Here is an 18873-nt window from a genome sequence, read left to right as displayed (position 1 = left end):
GAGTGTCAGGTAGATTGGCGTGGGCTGGCAGGCCGTCATCGCAGGCAAGCCAGCTCCCACAGTTGGATCGCTGAGTGTCAGGTAGATTGGCGTGGGCTGGCAGGCCGTCATCGCAGGCAAGCCAGCTTCCACACTTGATCAGTTCCCACTCTTGCTTTGGGGTGTGGCTTACACCACCAATGACAGCAACATGATGAAGATCAGCGCCACGATCGACAGGATGGTCTCCATCGCCGTCCAGGTCTTGAACGTCTCGGCCACGGTCATGTTGAAGTACTGCTTGACCAGCCAGAACCCCGCATCGTTGACGTGAGACAGAATCAACGAACCCGCGCCCGTCGCCAGTACCAGCAACTCACGGTTAACCCCCGGGATCATGCCGACCACCGGCACCACAATGCCTGCACCGGTAATGGTCGCCACCGTCGCCGAACCGGTGGCAATCCGAATCACCGCCGCCACCAGCCACGCCAGCAGGATCGGGTTGATCTGTGCGTTGACTGCCATATGGCCGATCACATCACCCACGCCGCTGGTCACCAGCATCTGCTTGAAGCCACCACCGGCACCGATGATCAGGATAATCGCAGCGGTCGGCGCCAGGCTGGCGTCGAGCAACTTGAGGATCTGCTTGGAATGGATGCCCTGGCGATGGCCAAAGGTGTACAGCGACAACAGCAACGCCAGCAGCAGGGCGGTGATCGGGTGGCCGATCATGTCCATCCAGTTGCGCACCACGTTGCCTTCGGCAAACGCGATGTCGGCGAAGGTTTTGAGCAGCATCAGGAATACCGGCAAGAGCACGGTGATCAGGGTGATGCTGAAGCTGGGCAACGACTTGTTATCGGTTTCGCGGGCCAGTTGGTCCACCAGTTCCTGAGACGGATTGCCGGGGATGTACTTGGCGATAAACGTACCGAAGATCGGGCCGGCGATGATGGCGGTCGGCAGTGCGACGATCAGGCCGTACAGAATGGTCTTGCCGATATCGGCACCAAACACGCCGATGGCCAGCAACGGGCCCGGGTGCGGTGGCACCAGGCCGTGTACCGCCGACAGGCCGGCCAGCAGCGGGATGCCGATCTTGATCAGCGACACGCCGGTACGCCGGGCGACGATAAACACCAACGGGATCAGCAGCACAAAGCCGATTTCGAAGAACAGCGGGATGCCCACCAGGAACGCGGCGAACATCATTGCCCACTGGACCTTCTCTTTGCCGAAAGCGCGGATCAGGGTTTGGGCGATCTGATCGGCACCGCCGGATTCGGCCATCATCTTGCCGAGCATCGTGCCCAGCGCGAGGATAATGCCGACAAAGCCGAGCACGCCGCCGAAACCGTCCTGGAACGCCTTGATGATCTTGTCCACGGGCATGCCCGAGGTCAGGCCGAGGAAACCGGCCGCGATGATCAGTGCAATGAACGGGTGCACCTTGAACTTGGTGATCAGTACGATCAACCCGATGATAGTGACTACTGCATCTAGCAGCAGGTAAGACTCGTGGGACATGCCAAACATGGGGGGTCTCTCCTGTTTGTTGTTGTTATTAAAGCGGGTGTTGAATTTTCTGCCGGGGATAGCGCTATCTTTTCCGGCAAAAAATTAATGAGTAGGTTCAAAGCCGTGCTTGAGCCACCAGGTATTGGTCTGCTCGGCCAGTGCCTCGACGCTGTCTTCACTGGCGTTGAGGGCCAGGGTCAGCGGCTCGCCCTTGGGCGATTCAAGGGTGGCGAACTGGCTGTCGATCAGGCTTGCCGGCATAAAATGGCCGGGACGATGGGACACGCGGTCGGCGGCCACCTCGCGGGTCAGCTCCAGAAACACAAAGCCCAGGCCCGGCGCAGCTTCGCGCAGGTGGTCGCGGTATTTCTTTTTCAGGGCCGAACAGGTGAGCACCGGATGCTCGCCGGCCTTGAGCGAGCGGCGCAGTTCATCGCACAGGATGTCGAGCCAGCCGGCGCGGTCGTCGTCGTTGAGGGGGTGGCCGGCGCTCATCTTGTCGATGTTCGCGGCGGGGTGAAAGCTGTCGCCTTCAATGGCCGTGGCGCCGTTCAGGCGGCACAGGGCTTCGCTGACGCTGGACTTGCCACAGCCGGAAACACCCATGATGACCAGGGCGGTAACAGGTTGACTCATGAAACACCTCAGGACGCAGATAGCGCTACCTTTGCACAGCATAAGGCTAGTGCAAAAACAGGCTTTTCCCGCGCCGACTTGTCATTTTTATGGAGTGACGCGTGCATCTGCTCCAATCATTCGAACCGGATCAGGCAACCCTGGATTCAATAATTTGCAGCCCTTTGGAGACAGCGCTACCTTAGTGCCTCGATTTTTGTTTGGCAAGCCGCCTGATGACCTCCAAGAACGATAAAAATACCCGCACGACGGGTCGCCCTACCCTTAATGAAGTTGCACGCCTGGCCGGGGTCAGCCCGATCACGGCCTCCCGCGCCCTGCGCGGCATCAGCACGGTGGCCACCGACCTGGTGGAAAAAGTCCAACAGGCCGCCGCTGAACTCAGCTACGTGGTCAACCCCGCCGCCCGCGCCCTGGCGTCGGCCCAGAGCCATTCGGTGGTGGTGCTGGTGCCGTCGCTGTCCAACCTGTTGTTTATCGAAACCCTGGAGGCCATCCACCAGGTGCTGCGGCCCAAGGGCTTTGAAGTGCTGATCGGCAACTCCCATTATTCGCGCGATGAGGAAGAGAACCTGCTGCGTAACTACATGGCCTACCAGCCGCGGGGATTGTTGTTGACCGGGTTCGATCGCACCGAAAGCGCCCGACGGATGGTCGAAGCCAGCAATGTGCCCTGCGTGTACATGATGGACCTGGACCCCAACGCCGGCGTGAACTGCGTGGGCTTCTCGCAACTGGCTGCCGGTGAAACAGCGGCGGCACATTTACTCTCCCGTGGGCGCAAACGTCTGGCCTACATCGGCGCGCAACTGGATCAGCGCACGTTGTTGCGCGGTGAAGGCTTCCGCCGCGCCTTGCAACAGGCGGGCATGTACGACCCGGCACTGGAACTTTTGACACCTCGCCCCTCCTCCGTGGGCCTGGGCGGCGAATTGTTCCTGCAATTGCTGGCAGCGCATCCGGATGTGGATGCGATCTTCTTCGGCAACGATGACCTGGCCCAGGGCGCACTGCTGGAAGCTCTGCGTCACGGCATCAAGGTGCCGGAACGTGTCGCGGTGCTGGGCTTCAATGATCTGCCCGCGTCGTCATTCATGGTGCCGCGCCTGAGCAGCATCAGCACGCCGCGTGAGGCGATTGGCCGACGGGCTGCGGAGCATTTGCTGACGATCATGGCGGGCAACAAGATTGCCAAGCCGGTGGTGGATATGGGGTTTGAGTTGCAGGTGCGGGAGAGCACGTAGGACGGCTGTAGGAAGCGGCTGACATCGCGGCAAGTGCCTTGCTCCATTACCTACGCTTACGTCAGAATCCGCCGGCTTGTGCGCCTGGGTGGCGGTCTTTAAGGTTTGCCGGTCGCTGAATTTCTCGGTGATCGGGTTTAGTAGCCTGAATTTGAGCATCCTAAGTGCACGAGCCTCTCCTATGTTCGATGGCGGCTGTGCGTAGGGCACCTCCGGGTGCGCCGGCTTTGGGTGTTCACCGGTCTACTAACCTGCGTACAGCTGCCACCCCTTCGTTTAGTAGCGACGAGGTGTAGCCACATTAAGGAACACCTTTTATGAGCAAGGTTACAACCAGTCCGCCAACGACCCTTTTTACCGTCGTCCCCGATACCCCGACCGAAACCCTGCTGATCAACAGCTACGAAACCGTCTGCTCCGTCAGCACCTTGCTGCTCGACCTGTCCGATGACCTCACCGGCAAACACCGTGATGTGGCCCTGGCCATTCATCAACTGAGTGAGCTGAGCGTATTGCTGGTAGGCAAAGCCATGGACCAGCACGCGCCGCGCTGCTGAGACCTTACTCGGTCCAGATGTGGGAGGGGGCTTGCTCCCTCCCACATTTTTTAACCGTGCCCACTTTACCCCTGCTAGATTGACCACTTTCCATCGCCAGGGAAGCACCATGGGACATTCACTGAAAATCTTGGGCCGCACGTCCTCCATCAACGTGCGCAAAGTGTTGTGGACCTGCCAGGAACTGGGCATCGACTACGTGCGTGAAGACTGGGGCATCGGCTTCAAGCCCACGCAGTCCGCCGAATTCCTTGCCTTGAACCCCAACGCCCAAATCCCCGTCTTGATCGACGACCATGGCGTGCTATGGGAATCCAACACCATCTGCCGCTACCTGGTCGGCCTCTATCAACGCAGCGACCTGCTCCCCGTCGAGCCCGCGCCACGAGCCCGCGTCGAGCAATGGATTGACTGGCAAGCCGTCGAACTCAACCGCGCCTGGGGCGACGCGTTCACCGCACTGGTGCGCAACAACCCGGATGGCCTGGACGCAGTGCAGATCAACGCCGCCGTAAAGCTGTGGAACGACAGGATGGGCATTCTCGAACAACAGTTGGCCAAAACCGGCGCGTATGTAGCCGGCGATGAGTTCACCCTCGCCGACATCCTCATCGGCCTCTCGGTACACCGCTGGCAGGTGACGCCGATGCAGCGTCCACCCTACCCCGCCATTGCTGCTTACTATCAGCGGCTCGGCCAGCACGCAGGTTTCCACACCTTCGCCCTCGACGGCCACAACTAAACAGGGACTACCCCGTGAACGGACTCAACGTACTACTCACCGGCGCCTGCGGCAGAATCGGCAAGACATTTTTCCAAGCATCAAAGGATCGTTACCGCTTCACGCTTACCGACCGCCTCGCGCCGGACTTCGACCTGGGTGAACACCGCTTCGTACACGCCGACCTCAGCGATAAATCCAGCCTCGCTACCCTGCTCGAAGGCATCGACGTGATCGTGCACCTGTCGGGCATCCCCCATGCCAGCGCCTCGTTCGACGAACTGCTGCCCAATAACATCCTCGCCACCACCTACCTGTTCGAAGCCGCCGTGGTTGCCGGCGTGCAGCGCCTGGTATTGGCCAGCAGTGCGCAAACCATCGAAGGCTACCCGGTGGATCGCCAGATCACTGCGGGTATGCCGGTGATGCCCGCCAACCTGTATGGCGTGAGCAAATGCTACGGCGAGGCACTGTGTGGCTACTACGCAGCCAAGACGCCGCTGTCGACCATCGCCCTGCGTATCGGCGCCTTTGAATTCCCCGAAACCCACGAGCTGAACAACGCCCGCGACCTCAGCGCCTGGCTCAGCCCGCGGGATGCGGTGCAGTTGTTGCAACGCTCGGTCGAGGTCGAGGGCGTGAAGCATTTGATCGCCCATGGCATTTCCAATAACCGCTTCAAGCGTCTGGATCTGAGCGAAACCACGCGGGTGTTGGGCTACCATCCGCAGGATGATGCCTTTCAAGCATTTGAAATTGCGATTACTTACTGAGCCCGCCGTCCGTGTCCGCGCTATGCGAGCGGGTACTCATGCACTGAAAAACATGTGCCATTAACGGCAACAATTGGCCGCCAGCGGCAGCGCTTTCGCCCCAACGGCCACGCCATCCCCCGTAAACAAGGGGATAGTGCAACCGGCATGTAACTTGCTGGAACCATCGCACCGAACACTTTCATAGGTGCCCCATCATGCTGGTTAACAACAACGCCCAAGCCCTATCGACCGTCCAGCAACTCAAGCGCTCCGACATGGACCCCGCTAACGCCGCCGCCAGCGCGCTGTACAGCGGTGCCCTGCAAGTTGCGCAGCAAAGCGTCACGCTACCGGCGGCGCAGAAGGAACTGGACAACAACAGCGACCGTATCGACGAGGCCTTCGCCAAGACCCGCGTGCAGATGCAGGCCGGTTCAGCACGCAGTGAGTTCACCGACTACATGACTAAAACGCCGGCCGAACGCATCCGTGATCAATTGCTCAAAGAACGGGGCCTGACCCTGGAAGAGCTGAACGCCATGCCAGCCGAGCAACAGCAGGCATTTGCCAAGGAAGTGTCCGAGCGGTTCAAGCAGCAGCAAGCGCAGCAGGTAGCAGCGAAAACGACTGACCCTCAGGCGCAGGCGGTGAAAGAAACCCTGGCCGCGATCTAAGGCCATCCCCTGTAGGAGCGAGCTTGCTCGCGAAGGTCGTCAACGATGACGCGCACATCCAGAATGAACGCGGCGTTCTTGAGTTTTTCGCGAGCAAGCTCGCTCCTACACACGGCTTTGCAGCTATTGCAGTTGCAGCGTCGAGTTGAACTGACTGATCGCGTCCACCACATGCCGCGAGCCTTCCTGGATCTCCAGGATCACCTGCCCCGCTTCATTGGCCAGTTCCACGCCGAGCCCCGTGCGGCTCAAGCTCGCCTGCATACTCGTCACCGCACTCAATGACAGGTCGTGGTTCTTGCGCACCACATCCACTATTTCGATCGTGGCCTGGCTGGTGCGTGCTGCGAGGCTGCGCACTTCATCGGCCACCACTGCGAACCCGCGTCCATGCTCGCCGGCTCGTGCCGCTTCAATCGCGGCGTTGAGCGCCAGCATGTTGGTTTGTTCGGCGATGCTGCGAATGGTCTGCACGATGGCACCGATGATGTCGGACTGTTTGTTGACCGCGTCGATGCTGTGGGCGGCCTGGTTCAGGTCGCTGGAGATGGCCTCGATGATCTGTACCGTTTGCTGCACCACCTGCGAGCCCTTGCGGGCGCAGGCGTCGTTTTGTACGGAGGTGGCGTGGGCCGAATCGGCGGCGGTGCGCAGGGTGGTGACCTGGTCGGTGATGTCGCTGGCAAATTTCACCACTTTGTACAGGCGCCCGTTGGTATCGAAGATCGGGTTGTAGGACGCCTCCAGAAACAAGGTTTTGCCGAATTTGTTTTTGCGCTCGAAGCGATGGGAATGGTATTCGCCGCGATTGAGCGAAGCCCAAAAAGCTTTGTAGGCTGGCGACTCCACTTCACTGCGATGACAGAACATGCTGTGGTGCTGACCGATGATTTCCTCGCGTGAATACTGCACGGTGCGCAGGAAATTGTCGTTGGCGTTGAGGATCTGGCCCTGCGGGGTGAACTCGATCACAGCCATGGAGCGGCTGATGGCGTCGATCAGGCTCTGGTTTTCGTGTTCATGGTGCACCCGTGCAGAAATATCCGACGCGACCTTGATCACACTGCGTACCTGGTTGTCGCTGTCCAGCACCGGCATGTAACTGGCTTCGAGCCACACTTGCTCGCCACGCTTGTTCAAACGCATGAAGGTGCCGCTGAGCGCTTCGCCCCGCGCCAGGTCGCGCCATAACTTGCTGTATTCGTCGGTATGGGTGTAGGCATCCTCGCAAAAGAGGCGGTGATGTTGACCACGGATTTCCTCGACGCTGTAGCCCATGGTTTTGCAGAAATTCTCGTTGGCATCGAGGATCACGCCCGTGCGGTCGAACTCGATCATCGCCATGGAACGGCTGATGGCGGCGAGCTTGGCGTTGGCTTCGGTGAGCGCACAGGAAAAGTGCTGGATTTGTTGCAGGTCGGATTTGTGCTGGCGGTTAAACATGGTCAGATCACCCTTGAGTCCCGGCGCCTGTAGGCGCATTCCATTCTTGAGTTGGATAGTGCTGACAAACTTTCATGGGGACACAACCATTCAAACGCTTCACATGCCAGCGTCATTAACGGTTCTGAGTGAGCATAGACAGGGCTTGGCGCTATGCAAGGCCATCAATCAGCCAGCATTGCCAGCAGGACGCTGGCAGCGCAGAACTCGCTTACAGACCAGCCTTTACCTTGGCGGCAACCGTCACCGGCACCCATGGCTCCCAGACCTGCGGCTGTTCCTTGAGGAACGCCAGCGCCACCTGGCGCGGCGCCAGACGCTTCTCGCTCATCTGCGCCAGCGTGCTGTTGAGCAGGTCAATCGGCAAGTCGACTTGTTCAAAGAACGCGACCAGTTGCGGGTACTGCGCCTTGAACGGTGCCGACACGCCAATGGCCAGGTGCGCCGGCAACGAACGCGTGCCAACGGGGTGTGGGTGGTTGGCGTCAGCCAGGGTTTTCCAGGCGTCAGCGTTGAACGCGGGCTCCTCCAGTTTGACCAGCTTGAAGCGGCCCAGCAGCGGCGTGGGCGACCAGTAATAAAACAAAACGGGTTTGCCGCGCCGGATCGACGACGCCACCTCGGCATCCAGCGCCGCGCCGGAGCCGGTGCGGAAGTTGACGAAGCTGTCGGTCAGGCCATAGGCCTTGAGTTTCTGACTGTTGACGATCTCCGAGGTCCAGCCGGTGGGGCTGTTGAGGAAGCGCCCACGGCTTGGGTCTTCAGGGTCGCGAAAGACGTCCTTGTAGCGGGCCAGATCCGCCACCGACTTGAGCTCTGGCGCCAATGGCTTGATACCGCGCTCGGCGTCGCCCTTGATCACGTATTCGGGCACCCACCAGCCTTCGGTGGCACCTTTGACGGTGTCACCCAGACCGAACACTTTGCCTTCACTCTCGGCCTTGACCCACGCAGGACTGCGCCCGGCCCATTCTTCGCCGATCACCTGGATATCGTCCTTGGCCAAGGCCGCCTCCAGGCTCACGGTACTGCCGGGCAAGGTGTCGGTGGGCAGACCGTAGCCCTTCTCGACGATCAGGCGCAGCAACTCGGTGATCAGGCTGCCGCTCTCCCAGGTGATATCGCCGAAGTGGATGGGTTTGCCGGCTTCGGTGGCCATGGCCGTTTGAGCCAGGGCGGTGAGCACCAACAGCGAACCCAGCAGGTTTTTCAGTTTTTTCATCGCTTGCCTCTTGGTCAGTCGGTTCACAACACGTGATGGATGCAGTCTTCAAAATCGGCTCAAGGCGCGAGCCATGTAGTCACTGACCGAACGCTGGGATATCCCCAATTCGACGGCGATCTCGGGGTAAGTCAGGCCATGCAGGCGGGCGAGTAAAAAGGTCGCCTTGACCTTGGCCGGCAGGCGGTCGAGAAATTGCTCGATGGCCTGCAAGGCTTCGAGCTGTTGCGCAAGGTCTTGCGCAGAGAGCGTGCTGGCGGTTTCGTCGAAATCCAGGCCGTCGAGATAGGCGCGCTCCAGGTCACGGCGACGCCAAAACTGGTACATCAGGCGCTGGGCAATGGTGGTCAGCAAGGCGCGGGGCTGACGGATCGGCGCTACGCCGGATACCCCAAGGAGCTGGGCAAATGTATCGGCGGCGATGTCTTCGGCGTGCGCACGGGAGTTGAGGTGACGGTGCAAACGGCTGCATAGCCAGGCGTAATGACTGCGGAATAATGCGCCCACATAGTCGCGGTGAGCTGTGTCGGCGCCGGACATAGTGGCTCCTTCTTAAGTAGGTTGCGCGTTATGTCCGGTGTTCCGGTGCAGCGATCCTAGCAAGGCGGCTTATTCTTTAATAATATTTAAAAGGTATTTTTATATAACCTAATAAAGTTTCACGTAGCCCGCGTTCGCAGCCTGTTGCTGGTAATCCAGCAGCACTTGGTAGTCGTCTTCGCTGGCCGGCAGCACGGTGTGTACGCCCAGTGTGTGGGCAATCTGCGGTAAATCCAGCAACGCCTGATTCATTGCCTGGCGAATCTGGGCCGCGCGCCTGTTACTCATGCCCAGCGGGCCGATGTAAGGCAAGGTCGGGCTCGGCGCGCTGCGAGTGATGATGCGCAGCCCCGCCACTTCCTGTGGGGCATAACGGGCGAGGTAGTCGTAGGTGACGCTGTCAATGGCCGCGAGGTCGGCACGGTCTTCGCGCAGCCAGCGCAGGCTCTCGCGGTGTGCGCCACTGATGCCGACGCTGGCGAAGAAACGCCCCGCTTGCTGCAATGGCGCCAGGCGTTCACGCAACAGGTTCATGCCACTGTTGGAATCGTGGCCGTTGATCACGCCGCGGCTGTTGTAGAACTGCGCCAGGGTCTGGCGTGGGTTGTCGTCGCGAGTCAGCAACAGGCTGCAATGTTCGCCGTGGCTGCTGTGGGGCAGCTCATAGCGCGGGCGGCCGATCACGCGGACCTGGCCGCGCAGTTGGGTCATCAGCGGATAGCCACAGGTTTGGGTCATGAGCAACTCGGGCGCGAGCCACAGGCTGGGCAAGTCGAGGTGATCGGCGTTAAGACGCCGCACGCCCAAGTGTTCGAGGATGCGCGTCAGCCACTGCCGGTTGGCCTGCTGGACCGGTTCGGGCGCGGCATACATCAGCAGTTCGGCGTAGTGATCACTCATGAACATCTCTCACGCAAAAGGATGCCGGGGGCTGTCGATGGCCTTGAGGCCGTGACGGCTGATCAACTGGCCGTAGCCTTGCACCAGGAAGCCGCCGCTACGCATCAGCCATTGCTCGCGCCGGGCGCGGTAGACCGTGGGCAGCAGGTACCAGGGCAGTTTCGGCAGGTCGTGGTGCACCAGGTGCAAGTTGTTGTTGAGAAACAACCAGGTCCATGGCCAGGACGCTTCGTTGAGTACGGTGCGCTGCTCCGGTTGCAGGTGTGGGCGGTGTTCATAGTAGGAACGGATCGACGCCAGGGACAAGGCCGGCACACTGACCAGCAGCAAGTAATGCCACACCGCAAGCGCACTGTAGTCGGCGATGAAACTCAGCATCAGCCCAGTGACGGCGCCGTGGGCCAGCCACATCGGCCATACCTGGGGCAGGCGTTGAAACTCATGACGGGCCAAGCGGCCAATGGCCAACGGCGCAGCCAGCAGGAAGCGGCCAAGCACGGTCTTGGTCAGCCAATGCACGCCACGTTCGAACAGCGAGCTGTTGTCCCATTGCTGCTGATTAAGGTAGCGGCTTTCCGGGTCGATGCCCGGCAGAGTCAGGTCGTCGTCGTTGTGGTGCAACAGGTGGCTGTCGCGGTACAGCGTGTAGGGATACCACACCGCAAAAGGCGCGTAGCCGAGGAGTTTGTTGAGCAACAACGAGCGGGTTGGGTGGCCGTGGAGCAGTTCGTGTTGCACCGACAGCCACAGCGTCACGATCGGGATCAGCAACAGTGTGCTCAGCCACAGGCCCAGCCACTGGCTGCCAAGGATCACGGCGAACCAACCGGCATATACACCGATCAACAGCAACCAGGTCGGCCATTCGGTTCTTGCGGCAAAGGTCGTCGCCAGGGCTTCGATTTCCCGGCGTTGGGTCAGATCAAGGTAGTGGGTCATCGGCAGCTCAGAGCAGGTGTTTCCTGCTCTGTGCAATAGCGCGGGAAAATCTTGCAGATCGTTTGGTTCTAAGCTTGTAACTCAGTGACCGAACAGGCCTGCTTCGGATTTCTTGGTCTTCTTGTCGGCGCGTTTTTCATCCGCGGTCTTTGCCGGCTTTTTCTTCGCGGCTTTCTTTGAATCCATACCTTTGGCCATGATGCGTACTCCGCTAACAGGGAATGTAGCACTGGGTATACCACCTATTGCCGGGCAGAAGGCGCTTATAATCCCCGACCCTGAATAACGCTTGCCTGAACGCCATGCACCCATTGCACATTGAACTGCTGGCAGAGCCTCTGTGGCCACTGCTGAACAAGTTTTACCGTAGCCACAATTCATCGATGAAGGCGCTCAAGGGCGGCCGTTTGTGGGTAGCGCGGGACCGCGAGATCGTGGCCGGCTTGTGCTTGAGCCCGGTGGTCGGTGGGCAGTGGCTCACGGGGGTGTTTGTGGCGCCGACTTATCGTGGCCAGGGGCTGGCGGCGCGACTGATTGAAGAGGCCGTGGCAGGTTGTGAGGAAACGGTCTGGTTGCTGTGCCATCCGGACCTGGAAGGGTTGTATCGGGGCATGGGGTTCAGCCAGGAAACGGTTTTGCCGCAATCGCTGAGTGAACGGCTGGTGCGTTACAAGCGCAATAAGCCGATGATTGCGATGGGGCTCAATGCCCCAGTCCTGAATAAACACTGATCCCATGTGGGAGCGGCGTTATGGCCAGAGTTATTCGTCAGCCGTTGGGTCCAACTCCGGGAACATCACGTCGATAAACCCGAACTTGCTGAAGTCGGTGATCCGCGAGGGGTACAGCCGACCGATCAGATGGTCGCATTCATGCTGCACCACCCGTGCATGAAAGCCATCGGCAAAACGCACAATCGGCTCGCCCTTGGGATCGAAACCTTCGTAGCGGATCTGTTGGTAACGGTTTACGGCGCCGCGCAAACCGGGCACGGACAGACAGCCTTCGAAGCCCTCTTCCAGCACCGGGCTCAGCGGCGTAATCAGCGGGTTGATCAGAATGGTCTGCGGCACCGGCGGCGCTTCAGGGTAGCGTTCGCTGGCCTCGAAACCAAAGATCACCAATTGCAGGTCGACACCAATCTGCGGTGCAGCCAGGCCAACACCGCCCACGTGCTCCATGGTCTGGAACATGTCGTCGATCAGTTGCCACAACTCGGGACTGTCGAACATTTCCGGCGGCACCGGCGGGGCGATACGCAGCAGGCGTTCATCGCCCATTCTCAGGATTTCACGGATCATTGATCAGACTTCATCAGTAGTGGGCTTGGAGTGGTCGCGGCCGAGGCCAGAGACGTGCTGTTTTTCACCGGCATGGCCCGGCTCGTCGAATTCCTTTTCACCCGGGTCCTTGCCTTCGGCCGACATGTGTTCGATCACGGCATTCATTTCCGCACCCAGCAACAACACCGCGGCGGAAATATAGAAGTACAGGAGCAGGACAATGATCGCACCGATACTGCCATACATGGCGTTGTAGTCGGCAAAGGTTTTGACGTAGTAGCCAAAGCCCAGGGACGCAACGATCCACACCACCACCGCCAATACCGAACCGGGGGTGATGAACCGAAATTTCTGTTCAACATCAGGCATCACGTAGTACATAAGTGCCACGGCGAACATCAGCAGGATCACGATCAATGGCCAGCGCAGGATGGTCCACAGGGTGACGACGAATTCCTGCATGCCGATCTGCCCGGCCAGCCACTCCATGACCTGAGGGCCCAGCACCATCAGCGCGGCAGCGGCCAGCAACATGCCGGCGATGCCGACGGTGTAGAAAATCGACAGCGGAAAACGCTTCCAGATCGGCCGGCCTTCAACCACGTCGTAGGCGGCGTTCATCGCGCTCATCATCAGGCGCACGCCCGCAGAGGCTGTCCACAACGCAATCACGATACCGACCGAGAGTAAGCCACCCTTGGACTGCTGCAGTTGATCGATCACCGGGTTGACCTGCTCCAGCGCCTGGGGCGGCAATACCAGTTCCGACTGCAGGCGCAGCCAGGTGAAGAAGTCCGGCAGGTGCAGGAAACCGATCAGGGCGATCAGAAACAGAAGGAAGGGGAACAACGAGAACAGCATCTGGTAGGCCAGTGCCGAGGCGTAAGTCGGCATCTCGTCATCGATAAATTCAGTGACGGTGCGCATCAGCACCTTGTGCAGCTTGAGACCATCGAGTACCGGAAAAATCATAGCGTCTCCTTTCGCCGCAAAGAGGTTGAGTTCGTGGGCGACTCAGGGGCCGTTTTCTACATCAAAGTAGCCCATTTGGCGACTTTGAAACAATTTCCAAAGTTTAGTTGCAACCGTTCACACAAAAACGGCCATCCGTGGATGGCCGCCATACTGCTGGGTAAAACCAGCAGAACGCCTTACTCGGTGGCTTTTTTCACCGCGTCTTTGGTCTTGCCGACTGCCTGCTGCGCTTCACCTTTTTTCTCTTGGATCACGCCTTCAGCACGCAGCTTGTCGTTGTCCGTGACTTTGCCGATACCCTGCTTGATGTTGCCGACTGCTTCGTTCGCCAAACCTTTTGCCTTATCCGATGTGCTGCTCATGGTATTTCTCCTGGAACAATCGAGGGTTTTGGTCATTACGTAGCGGTTGACTCGAAGCGAAGCGGCAGAGTTTCATTTATTTTCGGGGCATTTCATCGCCCACCACAGGTTTGGCTTTATGTTTTGTGCCCAACCCACGAGAATGCCCGGCAGATTCAGGCTACAACGCTGAATAACAGATCCGTAGGAAGGTTATGAAACTCAATAAAGCACAGGCTATCGCCCGCAGAAACCAGGAACTGGGCGGTGCCGTACTCGGCGTCAACAACTGCCATTTCACCGACCTGGACCACAAGCGCAACATCTGGTGGTTCGACCTGCCCGTGGCACGGATTGCCGTGGGCCAGTACGAGTGGATTCATCTGCTGATGCACAACGCCGAGACTGACCAGTTGTTGCACCTGAAGGTGCCGACTGTGTTCCTGCGTGAAAAGCTGGAAGGGTTGGTGGTACGCAATGCAGGCAAGCGCAAGCCGGAAATTACCCTGGAGCTGAGCGCGGACAAGGATTCGTTCCTCAAGGATGTACGTCCGGCCGGTGCGGGCGTGAGCTTTGCAACGTTCGCCGTGTAACCCACCCGCGCAGGGCTTGGGCACACAAGTAATAAGTCATTGATATTGCGACTGCAAAGTGCAGTCGCGAATCTTCACATTTACATATATTTCAAAATGTAACTATACTGAACTGCATTTTTATAAAATGGAGCCCAGTATATGGAGCGTTATACGTCATGGATAAGACAACTCAATCAACACTGCGCAACCTCACAACCGCTGACTGACTTTATCGAATCGGCCCGCGTATTTACCCACACCATAGGCTTTGACTTTTTCGCTTACGCCGTATGCGAAACAACGCCCTTCACGCGGCCAAAAATCCATCTTTATGGCAACTATCCAAGCCAATGGATTCAACGCTACAAAGAGCAGAACTACGCCGTTATCGACCCCACCGTCCGTCATTGCAAGGTCTCTTCCGAGCCTGTTTGCTGGTCTGACGCGCTGTTTGAAGAGTGCCCGCAATTCTGGTCAGATGCCAAGGCACATCAACTTAATGTTGGCATTGCACAACCGTCGTTCAATACCCGCGGCTATATCGCCCTCCTGTCTCTTTCACGCCAGACCAGGAGCATTGAAGAGGTAGAACTGGACAGCCTGAAACCGCTGCTCAAAGCATTCGCCGAGACCGTCGGTTACCACATCTTCGAATTGGAAGATGCACTGACTCAGACCCTCGATATTGAGTTCGGCCATAAAGAAAAAGAAGTCCTGCGCTGGACGGCAGACGGAAAAACTTCAGAAGAGATTGGCCGCATATTGAATGTGACTGCCGACGCAGTGAACTTTCATCTGCGCAATATCCAAAAAAAGATTGGCGCCTGTAATCGAGTTCAAGCCGTTACTTATGCCGTAGCCCAAGGCCATATCTGATGCGCGAGGCGTAGCGGCCATGACCGCTACGCCAGCACACGCTCAGGTAAACACGTCGATCGCGGCTTGCTCATACAACCAGCGCACCACTGAGTGCAGGTGTTCATTGCCGGCCTGTTCAGGCAGTGCTTCAGCCAGGGTTATTGGCGCCCCGCCCTGCAATACATTGATCAGCGCACGCACAGCCGGTAACGGCTGAACACGCAACATCGCGCCTCCTGCAAACAGCAACCCCGCCTCTTGATCCAGCGCCAGCAAGTACAACGGGCTGTCAGCCCTCGCCCGGACCACCCGCTGCCAGCACTCGGCCCCGCCGGGGCGCCCCAAGGTGCGGTCGCGAATAATGCCGTTGGCGGACAACTTGAGCAGCATCTGGATTTTGCTGTTGTCGCGAATCGAATCGACGAACTGCGCCACTGGCAATGGCAGTGCCACGTCGGCCAACGATTCGAATACCCCGCCTGGCACCTGGGCAATCGCGCCCGTCAGCGCAGTACCGGCCCTGGACACCATTGCGGCCTTGATCGGGTTTTCACAGAAGCCCTGGGCCGTGCCATGACTGAACATGCCAACCGACACGGTGAGCGTGGTTTCCAGCTCATCAAGCTTGTTGTAGTGCCACCACCCGGCGGGAATGAAGAAAATCTCCCCTGGCCCGACTTCGTAAATGGTGGCATCGGCGGCGTAGGGCGTGACATCGATATGCCCGAAGCACACCCCGTTGAGCGCAGACTTTTTCTCCAGGGCCATTTCATCGAAATACGCCGGAGGCCAGATCATCATGCGTTTGCGCCCATACAACGGAAACAGGAAGGTATCGCATGAGTCGTTATGCAGGCCGATCCAGGTCGACCGGTATCGGCCGCCGATAAATACGGCGTTGGCACCCGGGTAAGGCATGCCGTAGCGCTCGCTGTAGCCATGGGTAAACGCGCGCAGTTTCGTCGCAACGGTACCGGAGTGCTTTAGGCAATAATCACGGGTGAACGTAATGCCATCGGCATGATTGAGTGCAGCAAAGTCGCGCACAAACTGCTCGAACCCGTCAAAGGCGCGAGGGAACCCCGGGACCGCTGGTTGCTTGAGCATCTGGCCATCTGCGTTGACCGTCATGTCACCCGACTCGACAACATTTCGGGCCAGGTCGAAGGCGTCCTCCAGGCTCAGCAGTGGCTCTATCAGTGCGCCCTGCTCAAGCACCACCGGCTGCGTCTTGTCATGGGAGAGGCTGACGAAATGCTCCCAGAAAGCCGCCGGCACGGTGGGTGTATTGTTTGCGTCGAACACAGGGGCGCAGGTCGTGGCAGTCATCATGATTCACCTTCAATCCGGGAAAGCATCAGGGTAAAAATCCTTGTAGATGTTCTTGATCTGTTCATCGCCCATGCCCAGGACACGCACCAGTACTGCACTGAACATGCACGGCAGGGCTGCCAGAACGATGAGCAAACCCAAGGTAGCCATGGCGTAACCCACGCCTAGCGTTTCAGCGAACGCGCCACCGACCAGCGCCCCGAAAGGGATGACCATGCCGGACACAAACGAGGTCGCTGACCCGATCCGGTTGCGGTAATTGTCGGGGGTAGCCAGCATTCGCACGGTTGAGGTATTGACGGTCACCATGACCAGGCCAATGCCTGCGATAAACAACAAGGGCACCGTTACCCCGGCGAACCAACCGGGCCTGGCGTGAAAGAACTGGCTGAAAAGCCCACAACCCACCATCGCCAGCCCCACCAGCAGAAAGCCGCCAAATACCACACCGGGCCGGCCCCAACGCTCATTGGCACGTCTGACCAGGAACAGGCTGCCGGCCAGCAGGCCCACCGCGAAGGCGCCTTCGGTGACGGCGATCAACCACAAGTCCTGGGGGAAATAGCCATTGATCAACACCGGGAACAGCACGGCGAACAGTGGATACAACGAGAAATTGACAATGAACGCCAGCAGGCTGAGGTTCCATTCCGGCTTGACCCGGTAGAGCGCGGTAAAGCCCTCACGGGTACGGGTGTACCACGTCGCCAGATAGGACAGTTGCCGAGCGCCAGGTTTAGGACCGGCAGCCGGCGCCCTGACCAGCACAATCAGCGCCAATGCGACCAGAACCGCCACTGAGTTGAGCCAAAGGGTGCCCAACACGCCCAGTGGGCCCAGCAGAATGCCCGCCGCCAGAGGCCCCATCAGCGCAGATGAGGAACCGACGATGCTTCTCAGGCGCACCGCATCGCTGACCCTATGGGTGGCAACCAGCATGGGTGTCAGGCTCATCTGGATCGGGTCGCGAATGCCGATGGCGACCCCGGAAACGGCCAGGCAGCCCGCAATCAACCAGGGCAGGTAGAGGTCCAGGGTGCCCAGGCCAGCCAATACCAGGGTCATCGTCGCGCTGATGGCGTAGCAGCCTACGAGCAAGCGGTGCCTGTCATACTGATCGCCCAGCCAGCCAAACACGGCGCGTGCCAGCACATCCGCCAAGGTAGCCACCGCGACAAAGCCTGCAAACGCAACGGGGTCTGCGGTTTTTCCCAGCACCCACCAGGCGATTGCAAATTGACCACAACGCGTGCCCACCGCGTTCAGAAACGCTGCCAGTTGGATCAGGTAGAAATCCCGCCCCAGCCCCCCCAGGGACGGATTACTCATTGCACCCCCTCGGCGCGGCGCAGGCGCTCCAGGCAACCGGCTGCAACGTAGGCGTCCAGCCCTCCGGTCAAACTGCGGCAACGGCCTTCGCCGACGGCGGCGCTGATGGCATGCAAGGCTTTCAAGCTGCGCACGCCGCTTTTGCAGTAAATCACCGTCTCAACGCCAGCCACTGTCTGGGCCAGGCGTTGAGGCAACTCGCTCAAAGGAATGTTGATCCCGCCCAGGGACATCGTCAGGTGCTCGTGACCGTCCCGCACATCAATCAGTTGCAGCACAGTGTCGCTGAGCAGGCGTTGTTCCAGTGCCTGGGGCGAAATAGCGTACTGCGCGCCAACCGCCACCGCGCAATTGGCCTCGATGGCCTGAGGCTGCCGGATCCGCGGCTGCTCCCCACTGAGCGGGTTGCTGGCGCGGTGGCGGACCGACACTTGGCGAAGTTGCAGGCTCAAGGCATCAAAGAGCATCAATCGGTTGATCGAGGGTTCTCCCACTGCGCTCAGGATCTTGATCGCTTCCAACGCCTGGATTGAACCGACAATGCCCGGCAACACCCCCAGCACACCGGCTTCGCCACAATTCTGTGCCAGCCCGGCCGGCGGTGGCTCGGGGAAAATATCGCGCAGGTTGGTAGAGCATTGTCCATGCGCGTCCAGCAGGTTGAATACCGCTACCTGCCCCTCGAACTGGCTGATCGAGGCATACACCAACGGCTTACCGCCCAGATAGCACGCATCGTTGAGCAGGTACTTGGTGGTGAAGTTATCCGTGGCGTCGAGTATCACGTCGTAGTCGTGTACGTAAGCCATGACGTTGCTTTCGTCGAGCCGTTCGGCGAAATGCCGGATGTCGATATGCGGGTTGTTATCGAGCAGTTTTTGCCGGGCCACGGCGCCTTTTGGCGAGCCCACATCACCGACTCCGAACAGGAGCTGACGGTGCAGGTTGCTGATGTCGACGGTGTCATCCTCGACAATGCCAATATGGCCGACGCCAGCGGCAGCCAGATACATCAAGGCGGGACAGCCCAATCCACCCGCCCCCAC

General features: G+C 59.3%; 20 protein-coding genes and 2 pseudogenes. 8 read left to right on the top strand and 14 right to left on the bottom strand.

What is annotated here, in order from left to right; all coding sequences use genetic code 11:
• Positions 1-168 precede the first annotated feature (168 nt).
• Both JFT63_RS29055 and JFT63_RS29050 read right to left on the bottom strand, forming a co-directional pair.
• On the bottom strand, positions 169-1521 hold the full coding sequence (locus JFT63_RS29055; RefSeq protein WP_032895592.1) for a GntP family permease: 1353 nt from the start codon (positions 1519-1521) through the stop codon (positions 169-171).
• A gap of 84 nt (positions 1522-1605) precedes the next feature.
• A complete protein-coding gene (locus tag JFT63_RS29050) occupies positions 1606-2139 on the bottom strand; it encodes a gluconokinase (RefSeq protein ID WP_198845290.1) in 534 nt (177 codons plus the stop codon).
• A gap of 212 nt (positions 2140-2351) precedes the next feature.
• Between JFT63_RS29050 and JFT63_RS29045 the strand changes: the two genes are divergently transcribed.
• From JFT63_RS29045 to JFT63_RS29025, 5 genes are all read left to right on the top strand, one after another.
• Complete coding sequence (locus JFT63_RS29045) at positions 2352-3383, top strand: LacI family DNA-binding transcriptional regulator (protein WP_186563042.1); 1032 nt, start codon at positions 2352-2354, stop codon at positions 3381-3383.
• 317 nt (positions 3384-3700) lie between these two features.
• Positions 3701-3940 carry a DUF6124 family protein gene (locus JFT63_RS29040; protein ID WP_198845289.1) on the top strand — a complete coding sequence of 80 codons (240 nt, stop codon included), beginning with the start codon at positions 3701-3703 and terminating at the stop codon, positions 3938-3940.
• 109 nt (positions 3941-4049) lie between these two features.
• Positions 4050-4682 carry a glutathione S-transferase family protein gene (locus tag JFT63_RS29035; RefSeq protein WP_198845288.1) on the top strand — a complete coding sequence of 211 codons (633 nt, stop codon included), beginning with the start codon at positions 4050-4052 and terminating at the stop codon, positions 4680-4682.
• 14 nt (positions 4683-4696) lie between these two features.
• Entirely contained in the window at positions 4697-5434 is a 738-nt protein-coding gene (locus JFT63_RS29030) for an NAD-dependent epimerase/dehydratase family protein (protein WP_057704219.1), read from the top strand.
• 197 nt (positions 5435-5631) lie between these two features.
• Positions 5632-6090, top strand: a complete 459-nt coding sequence (locus JFT63_RS29025; protein ID WP_198845287.1) for a hypothetical protein — start codon at positions 5632-5634, stop codon at positions 6088-6090.
• Between the two features lie 123 nt (positions 6091-6213).
• Here JFT63_RS29025 and JFT63_RS30210 read toward each other — a convergent pair.
• The 6 genes and pseudogenes from JFT63_RS30210 to JFT63_RS29000 all read right to left on the bottom strand — a co-directional run.
• A pseudogene (locus JFT63_RS30210) lies at positions 6214-6639 on the bottom strand (methyl-accepting chemotaxis protein); the annotation flags it as partial.
• 165 nt (positions 6640-6804) lie between these two features.
• A pseudogene (locus JFT63_RS30205) lies at positions 6805-7428 on the bottom strand (PAS domain-containing protein); the annotation flags it as partial.
• A gap of 316 nt (positions 7429-7744) precedes the next feature.
• Positions 7745-8755, bottom strand: coding sequence for an ABC transporter substrate-binding protein (locus JFT63_RS29015; protein ID WP_198708862.1), 1011 nt, complete (start codon positions 8753-8755; stop codon positions 7745-7747).
• A gap of 48 nt (positions 8756-8803) precedes the next feature.
• Positions 8804-9295, bottom strand: coding sequence for a sigma-70 family RNA polymerase sigma factor (locus JFT63_RS29010; RefSeq protein ID WP_057704222.1), 492 nt, complete (start codon positions 9293-9295; stop codon positions 8804-8806).
• 108 nt (positions 9296-9403) lie between these two features.
• On the bottom strand, positions 9404-10195 hold the full coding sequence (locus JFT63_RS29005; protein ID WP_198845285.1) for a phosphate/phosphite/phosphonate ABC transporter substrate-binding protein: 792 nt from the start codon (positions 10193-10195) through the stop codon (positions 9404-9406).
• A gap of 9 nt (positions 10196-10204) precedes the next feature.
• Positions 10205-11134, bottom strand: a complete 930-nt coding sequence (locus JFT63_RS29000) for a fatty acid desaturase (RefSeq protein WP_057704224.1) — start codon at positions 11132-11134, stop codon at positions 10205-10207.
• Positions 11135-11436: 302 nt separating this feature from the next.
• On the opposite strand from JFT63_RS29000, the gene JFT63_RS28995 reads away from it, so the two are divergent.
• Entirely contained in the window at positions 11437-11865 is a 429-nt protein-coding gene (locus JFT63_RS28995; RefSeq protein ID WP_198845284.1) for a GNAT family N-acetyltransferase, read from the top strand.
• A 30-nt stretch (positions 11866-11895) separates the two neighbouring features.
• Here the strand turns inward: JFT63_RS28995 and def are convergent, their stop codons facing one another.
• The 3 genes from def to JFT63_RS28980 form a co-directional block, all read right to left on the bottom strand.
• A complete protein-coding gene (gene def / locus JFT63_RS28990; protein ID WP_186563028.1) occupies positions 11896-12435 on the bottom strand; it encodes a peptide deformylase in 540 nt (179 codons plus the stop codon).
• Between the two features lie 3 nt (positions 12436-12438).
• Positions 12439-13389, bottom strand: coding sequence for a YihY/virulence factor BrkB family protein (locus JFT63_RS28985; protein WP_057704227.1), 951 nt, complete (start codon positions 13387-13389; stop codon positions 12439-12441).
• 179 nt (positions 13390-13568) lie between these two features.
• A complete protein-coding gene (locus tag JFT63_RS28980; RefSeq protein ID WP_005790739.1) occupies positions 13569-13754 on the bottom strand; it encodes a CsbD family protein in 186 nt (61 codons plus the stop codon).
• 194 nt (positions 13755-13948) lie between these two features.
• Between JFT63_RS28980 and JFT63_RS28975 the strand changes: the two genes are divergently transcribed.
• Positions 13949-14326 (top strand): hypothetical protein, encoded by a 378-nt coding sequence (locus tag JFT63_RS28975; protein ID WP_057704228.1) that lies wholly within the window; start codon positions 13949-13951, stop codon positions 14324-14326.
• A gap of 141 nt (positions 14327-14467) precedes the next feature.
• Positions 14468-15184 (top strand): autoinducer binding domain-containing protein, encoded by a 717-nt coding sequence (locus tag JFT63_RS28970; protein WP_082629703.1) that lies wholly within the window; start codon positions 14468-14470, stop codon positions 15182-15184.
• A gap of 42 nt (positions 15185-15226) precedes the next feature.
• Here the strand turns inward: JFT63_RS28970 and JFT63_RS28965 are convergent, their stop codons facing one another.
• The 3 genes from JFT63_RS28965 to JFT63_RS28955 all read right to left on the bottom strand — a co-directional run.
• A complete protein-coding gene (locus tag JFT63_RS28965) occupies positions 15227-16495 on the bottom strand; it encodes a cupin-like domain-containing protein (RefSeq protein ID WP_198708497.1) in 1269 nt (422 codons plus the stop codon).
• A gap of 12 nt (positions 16496-16507) precedes the next feature.
• Positions 16508-17827 carry an MFS transporter gene (locus JFT63_RS28960; protein WP_198845283.1) on the bottom strand — a complete coding sequence of 440 codons (1320 nt, stop codon included), beginning with the start codon at positions 17825-17827 and terminating at the stop codon, positions 16508-16510.
• Positions 17824-18873 (bottom strand): ThiF family adenylyltransferase (locus JFT63_RS28955; protein ID WP_198845282.1); only part of this gene is annotated, 1050 nt, incomplete at its 5' end. The genes JFT63_RS28960 and JFT63_RS28955, both read right to left, overlap by 4 nt.

Origin of the sequence: Pseudomonas sp. MF7453, assembly GCF_016405455.1 — a bacterium.
Classification (GTDB): domain Bacteria; phylum Pseudomonadota; class Gammaproteobacteria; order Pseudomonadales; family Pseudomonadaceae; genus Aquipseudomonas; species Aquipseudomonas paralactis.
This window is presented reverse-complemented; position numbering and strand designations above follow the sequence as displayed.

What these genes read in the sequence shown, in the direction of transcription:
- JFT63_RS29035 (WP_198845288.1), top strand. Translation starts at nt 4,050, where the DNA reads ATGGGACATTCACTGAAAATCTTGGGCCGCACGTCCTCCATCAACGTG.
- JFT63_RS28960 (WP_198845283.1), bottom strand. Translation starts at nt 17,827, where the DNA reads ATGAGTAATCCGTCCCTGGGGGGGCTGGGGCGGGATTTCTACCTGATC.
- JFT63_RS28980 (WP_005790739.1), bottom strand. Translation starts at nt 13,754, where the DNA reads ATGAGCAGCACATCGGATAAGGCAAAAGGTTTGGCGAACGAAGCAGTC.
- JFT63_RS29000 (WP_057704224.1), bottom strand. Translation starts at nt 11,134, where the DNA reads ATGACCCACTACCTTGATCTGACCCAACGCCGGGAAATCGAAGCCCTG.
- JFT63_RS29050 (WP_198845290.1), bottom strand. Translation starts at nt 2,139, where the DNA reads ATGAGTCAACCTGTTACCGCCCTGGTCATCATGGGTGTTTCCGGCTGT.
- JFT63_RS28975 (WP_057704228.1), top strand. Translation starts at nt 13,949, where the DNA reads ATGAAACTCAATAAAGCACAGGCTATCGCCCGCAGAAACCAGGAACTG.
- JFT63_RS29025 (WP_198845287.1), top strand. Translation starts at nt 5,632, where the DNA reads ATGCTGGTTAACAACAACGCCCAAGCCCTATCGACCGTCCAGCAACTC.
- JFT63_RS29055 (WP_032895592.1), bottom strand. Translation starts at nt 1,521, where the DNA reads ATGTTTGGCATGTCCCACGAGTCTTACCTGCTGCTAGATGCAGTAGTC.
- JFT63_RS28965 (WP_198708497.1), bottom strand. Translation starts at nt 16,495, where the DNA reads ATGACTGCCACGACCTGCGCCCCTGTGTTCGACGCAAACAATACACCC.
- JFT63_RS29010 (WP_057704222.1), bottom strand. Translation starts at nt 9,295, where the DNA reads ATGTCCGGCGCCGACACAGCTCACCGCGACTATGTGGGCGCATTATTC.
- JFT63_RS28995 (WP_198845284.1), top strand. Translation starts at nt 11,437, where the DNA reads ATGCACCCATTGCACATTGAACTGCTGGCAGAGCCTCTGTGGCCACTG.
- def (WP_186563028.1), bottom strand. Translation starts at nt 12,435, where the DNA reads ATGATCCGTGAAATCCTGAGAATGGGCGATGAACGCCTGCTGCGTATC.
- JFT63_RS29005 (WP_198845285.1), bottom strand. Translation starts at nt 10,195, where the DNA reads ATGAGTGATCACTACGCCGAACTGCTGATGTATGCCGCGCCCGAACCG.
- JFT63_RS29015 (WP_198708862.1), bottom strand. Translation starts at nt 8,755, where the DNA reads ATGAAAAAACTGAAAAACCTGCTGGGTTCGCTGTTGGTGCTCACCGCC.
- JFT63_RS29040 (WP_198845289.1), top strand. Translation starts at nt 3,701, where the DNA reads ATGAGCAAGGTTACAACCAGTCCGCCAACGACCCTTTTTACCGTCGTC.
- JFT63_RS28985 (WP_057704227.1), bottom strand. Translation starts at nt 13,389, where the DNA reads ATGATTTTTCCGGTACTCGATGGTCTCAAGCTGCACAAGGTGCTGATG.
- JFT63_RS28970 (WP_082629703.1), top strand. Translation starts at nt 14,468, where the DNA reads ATGGAGCGTTATACGTCATGGATAAGACAACTCAATCAACACTGCGCA.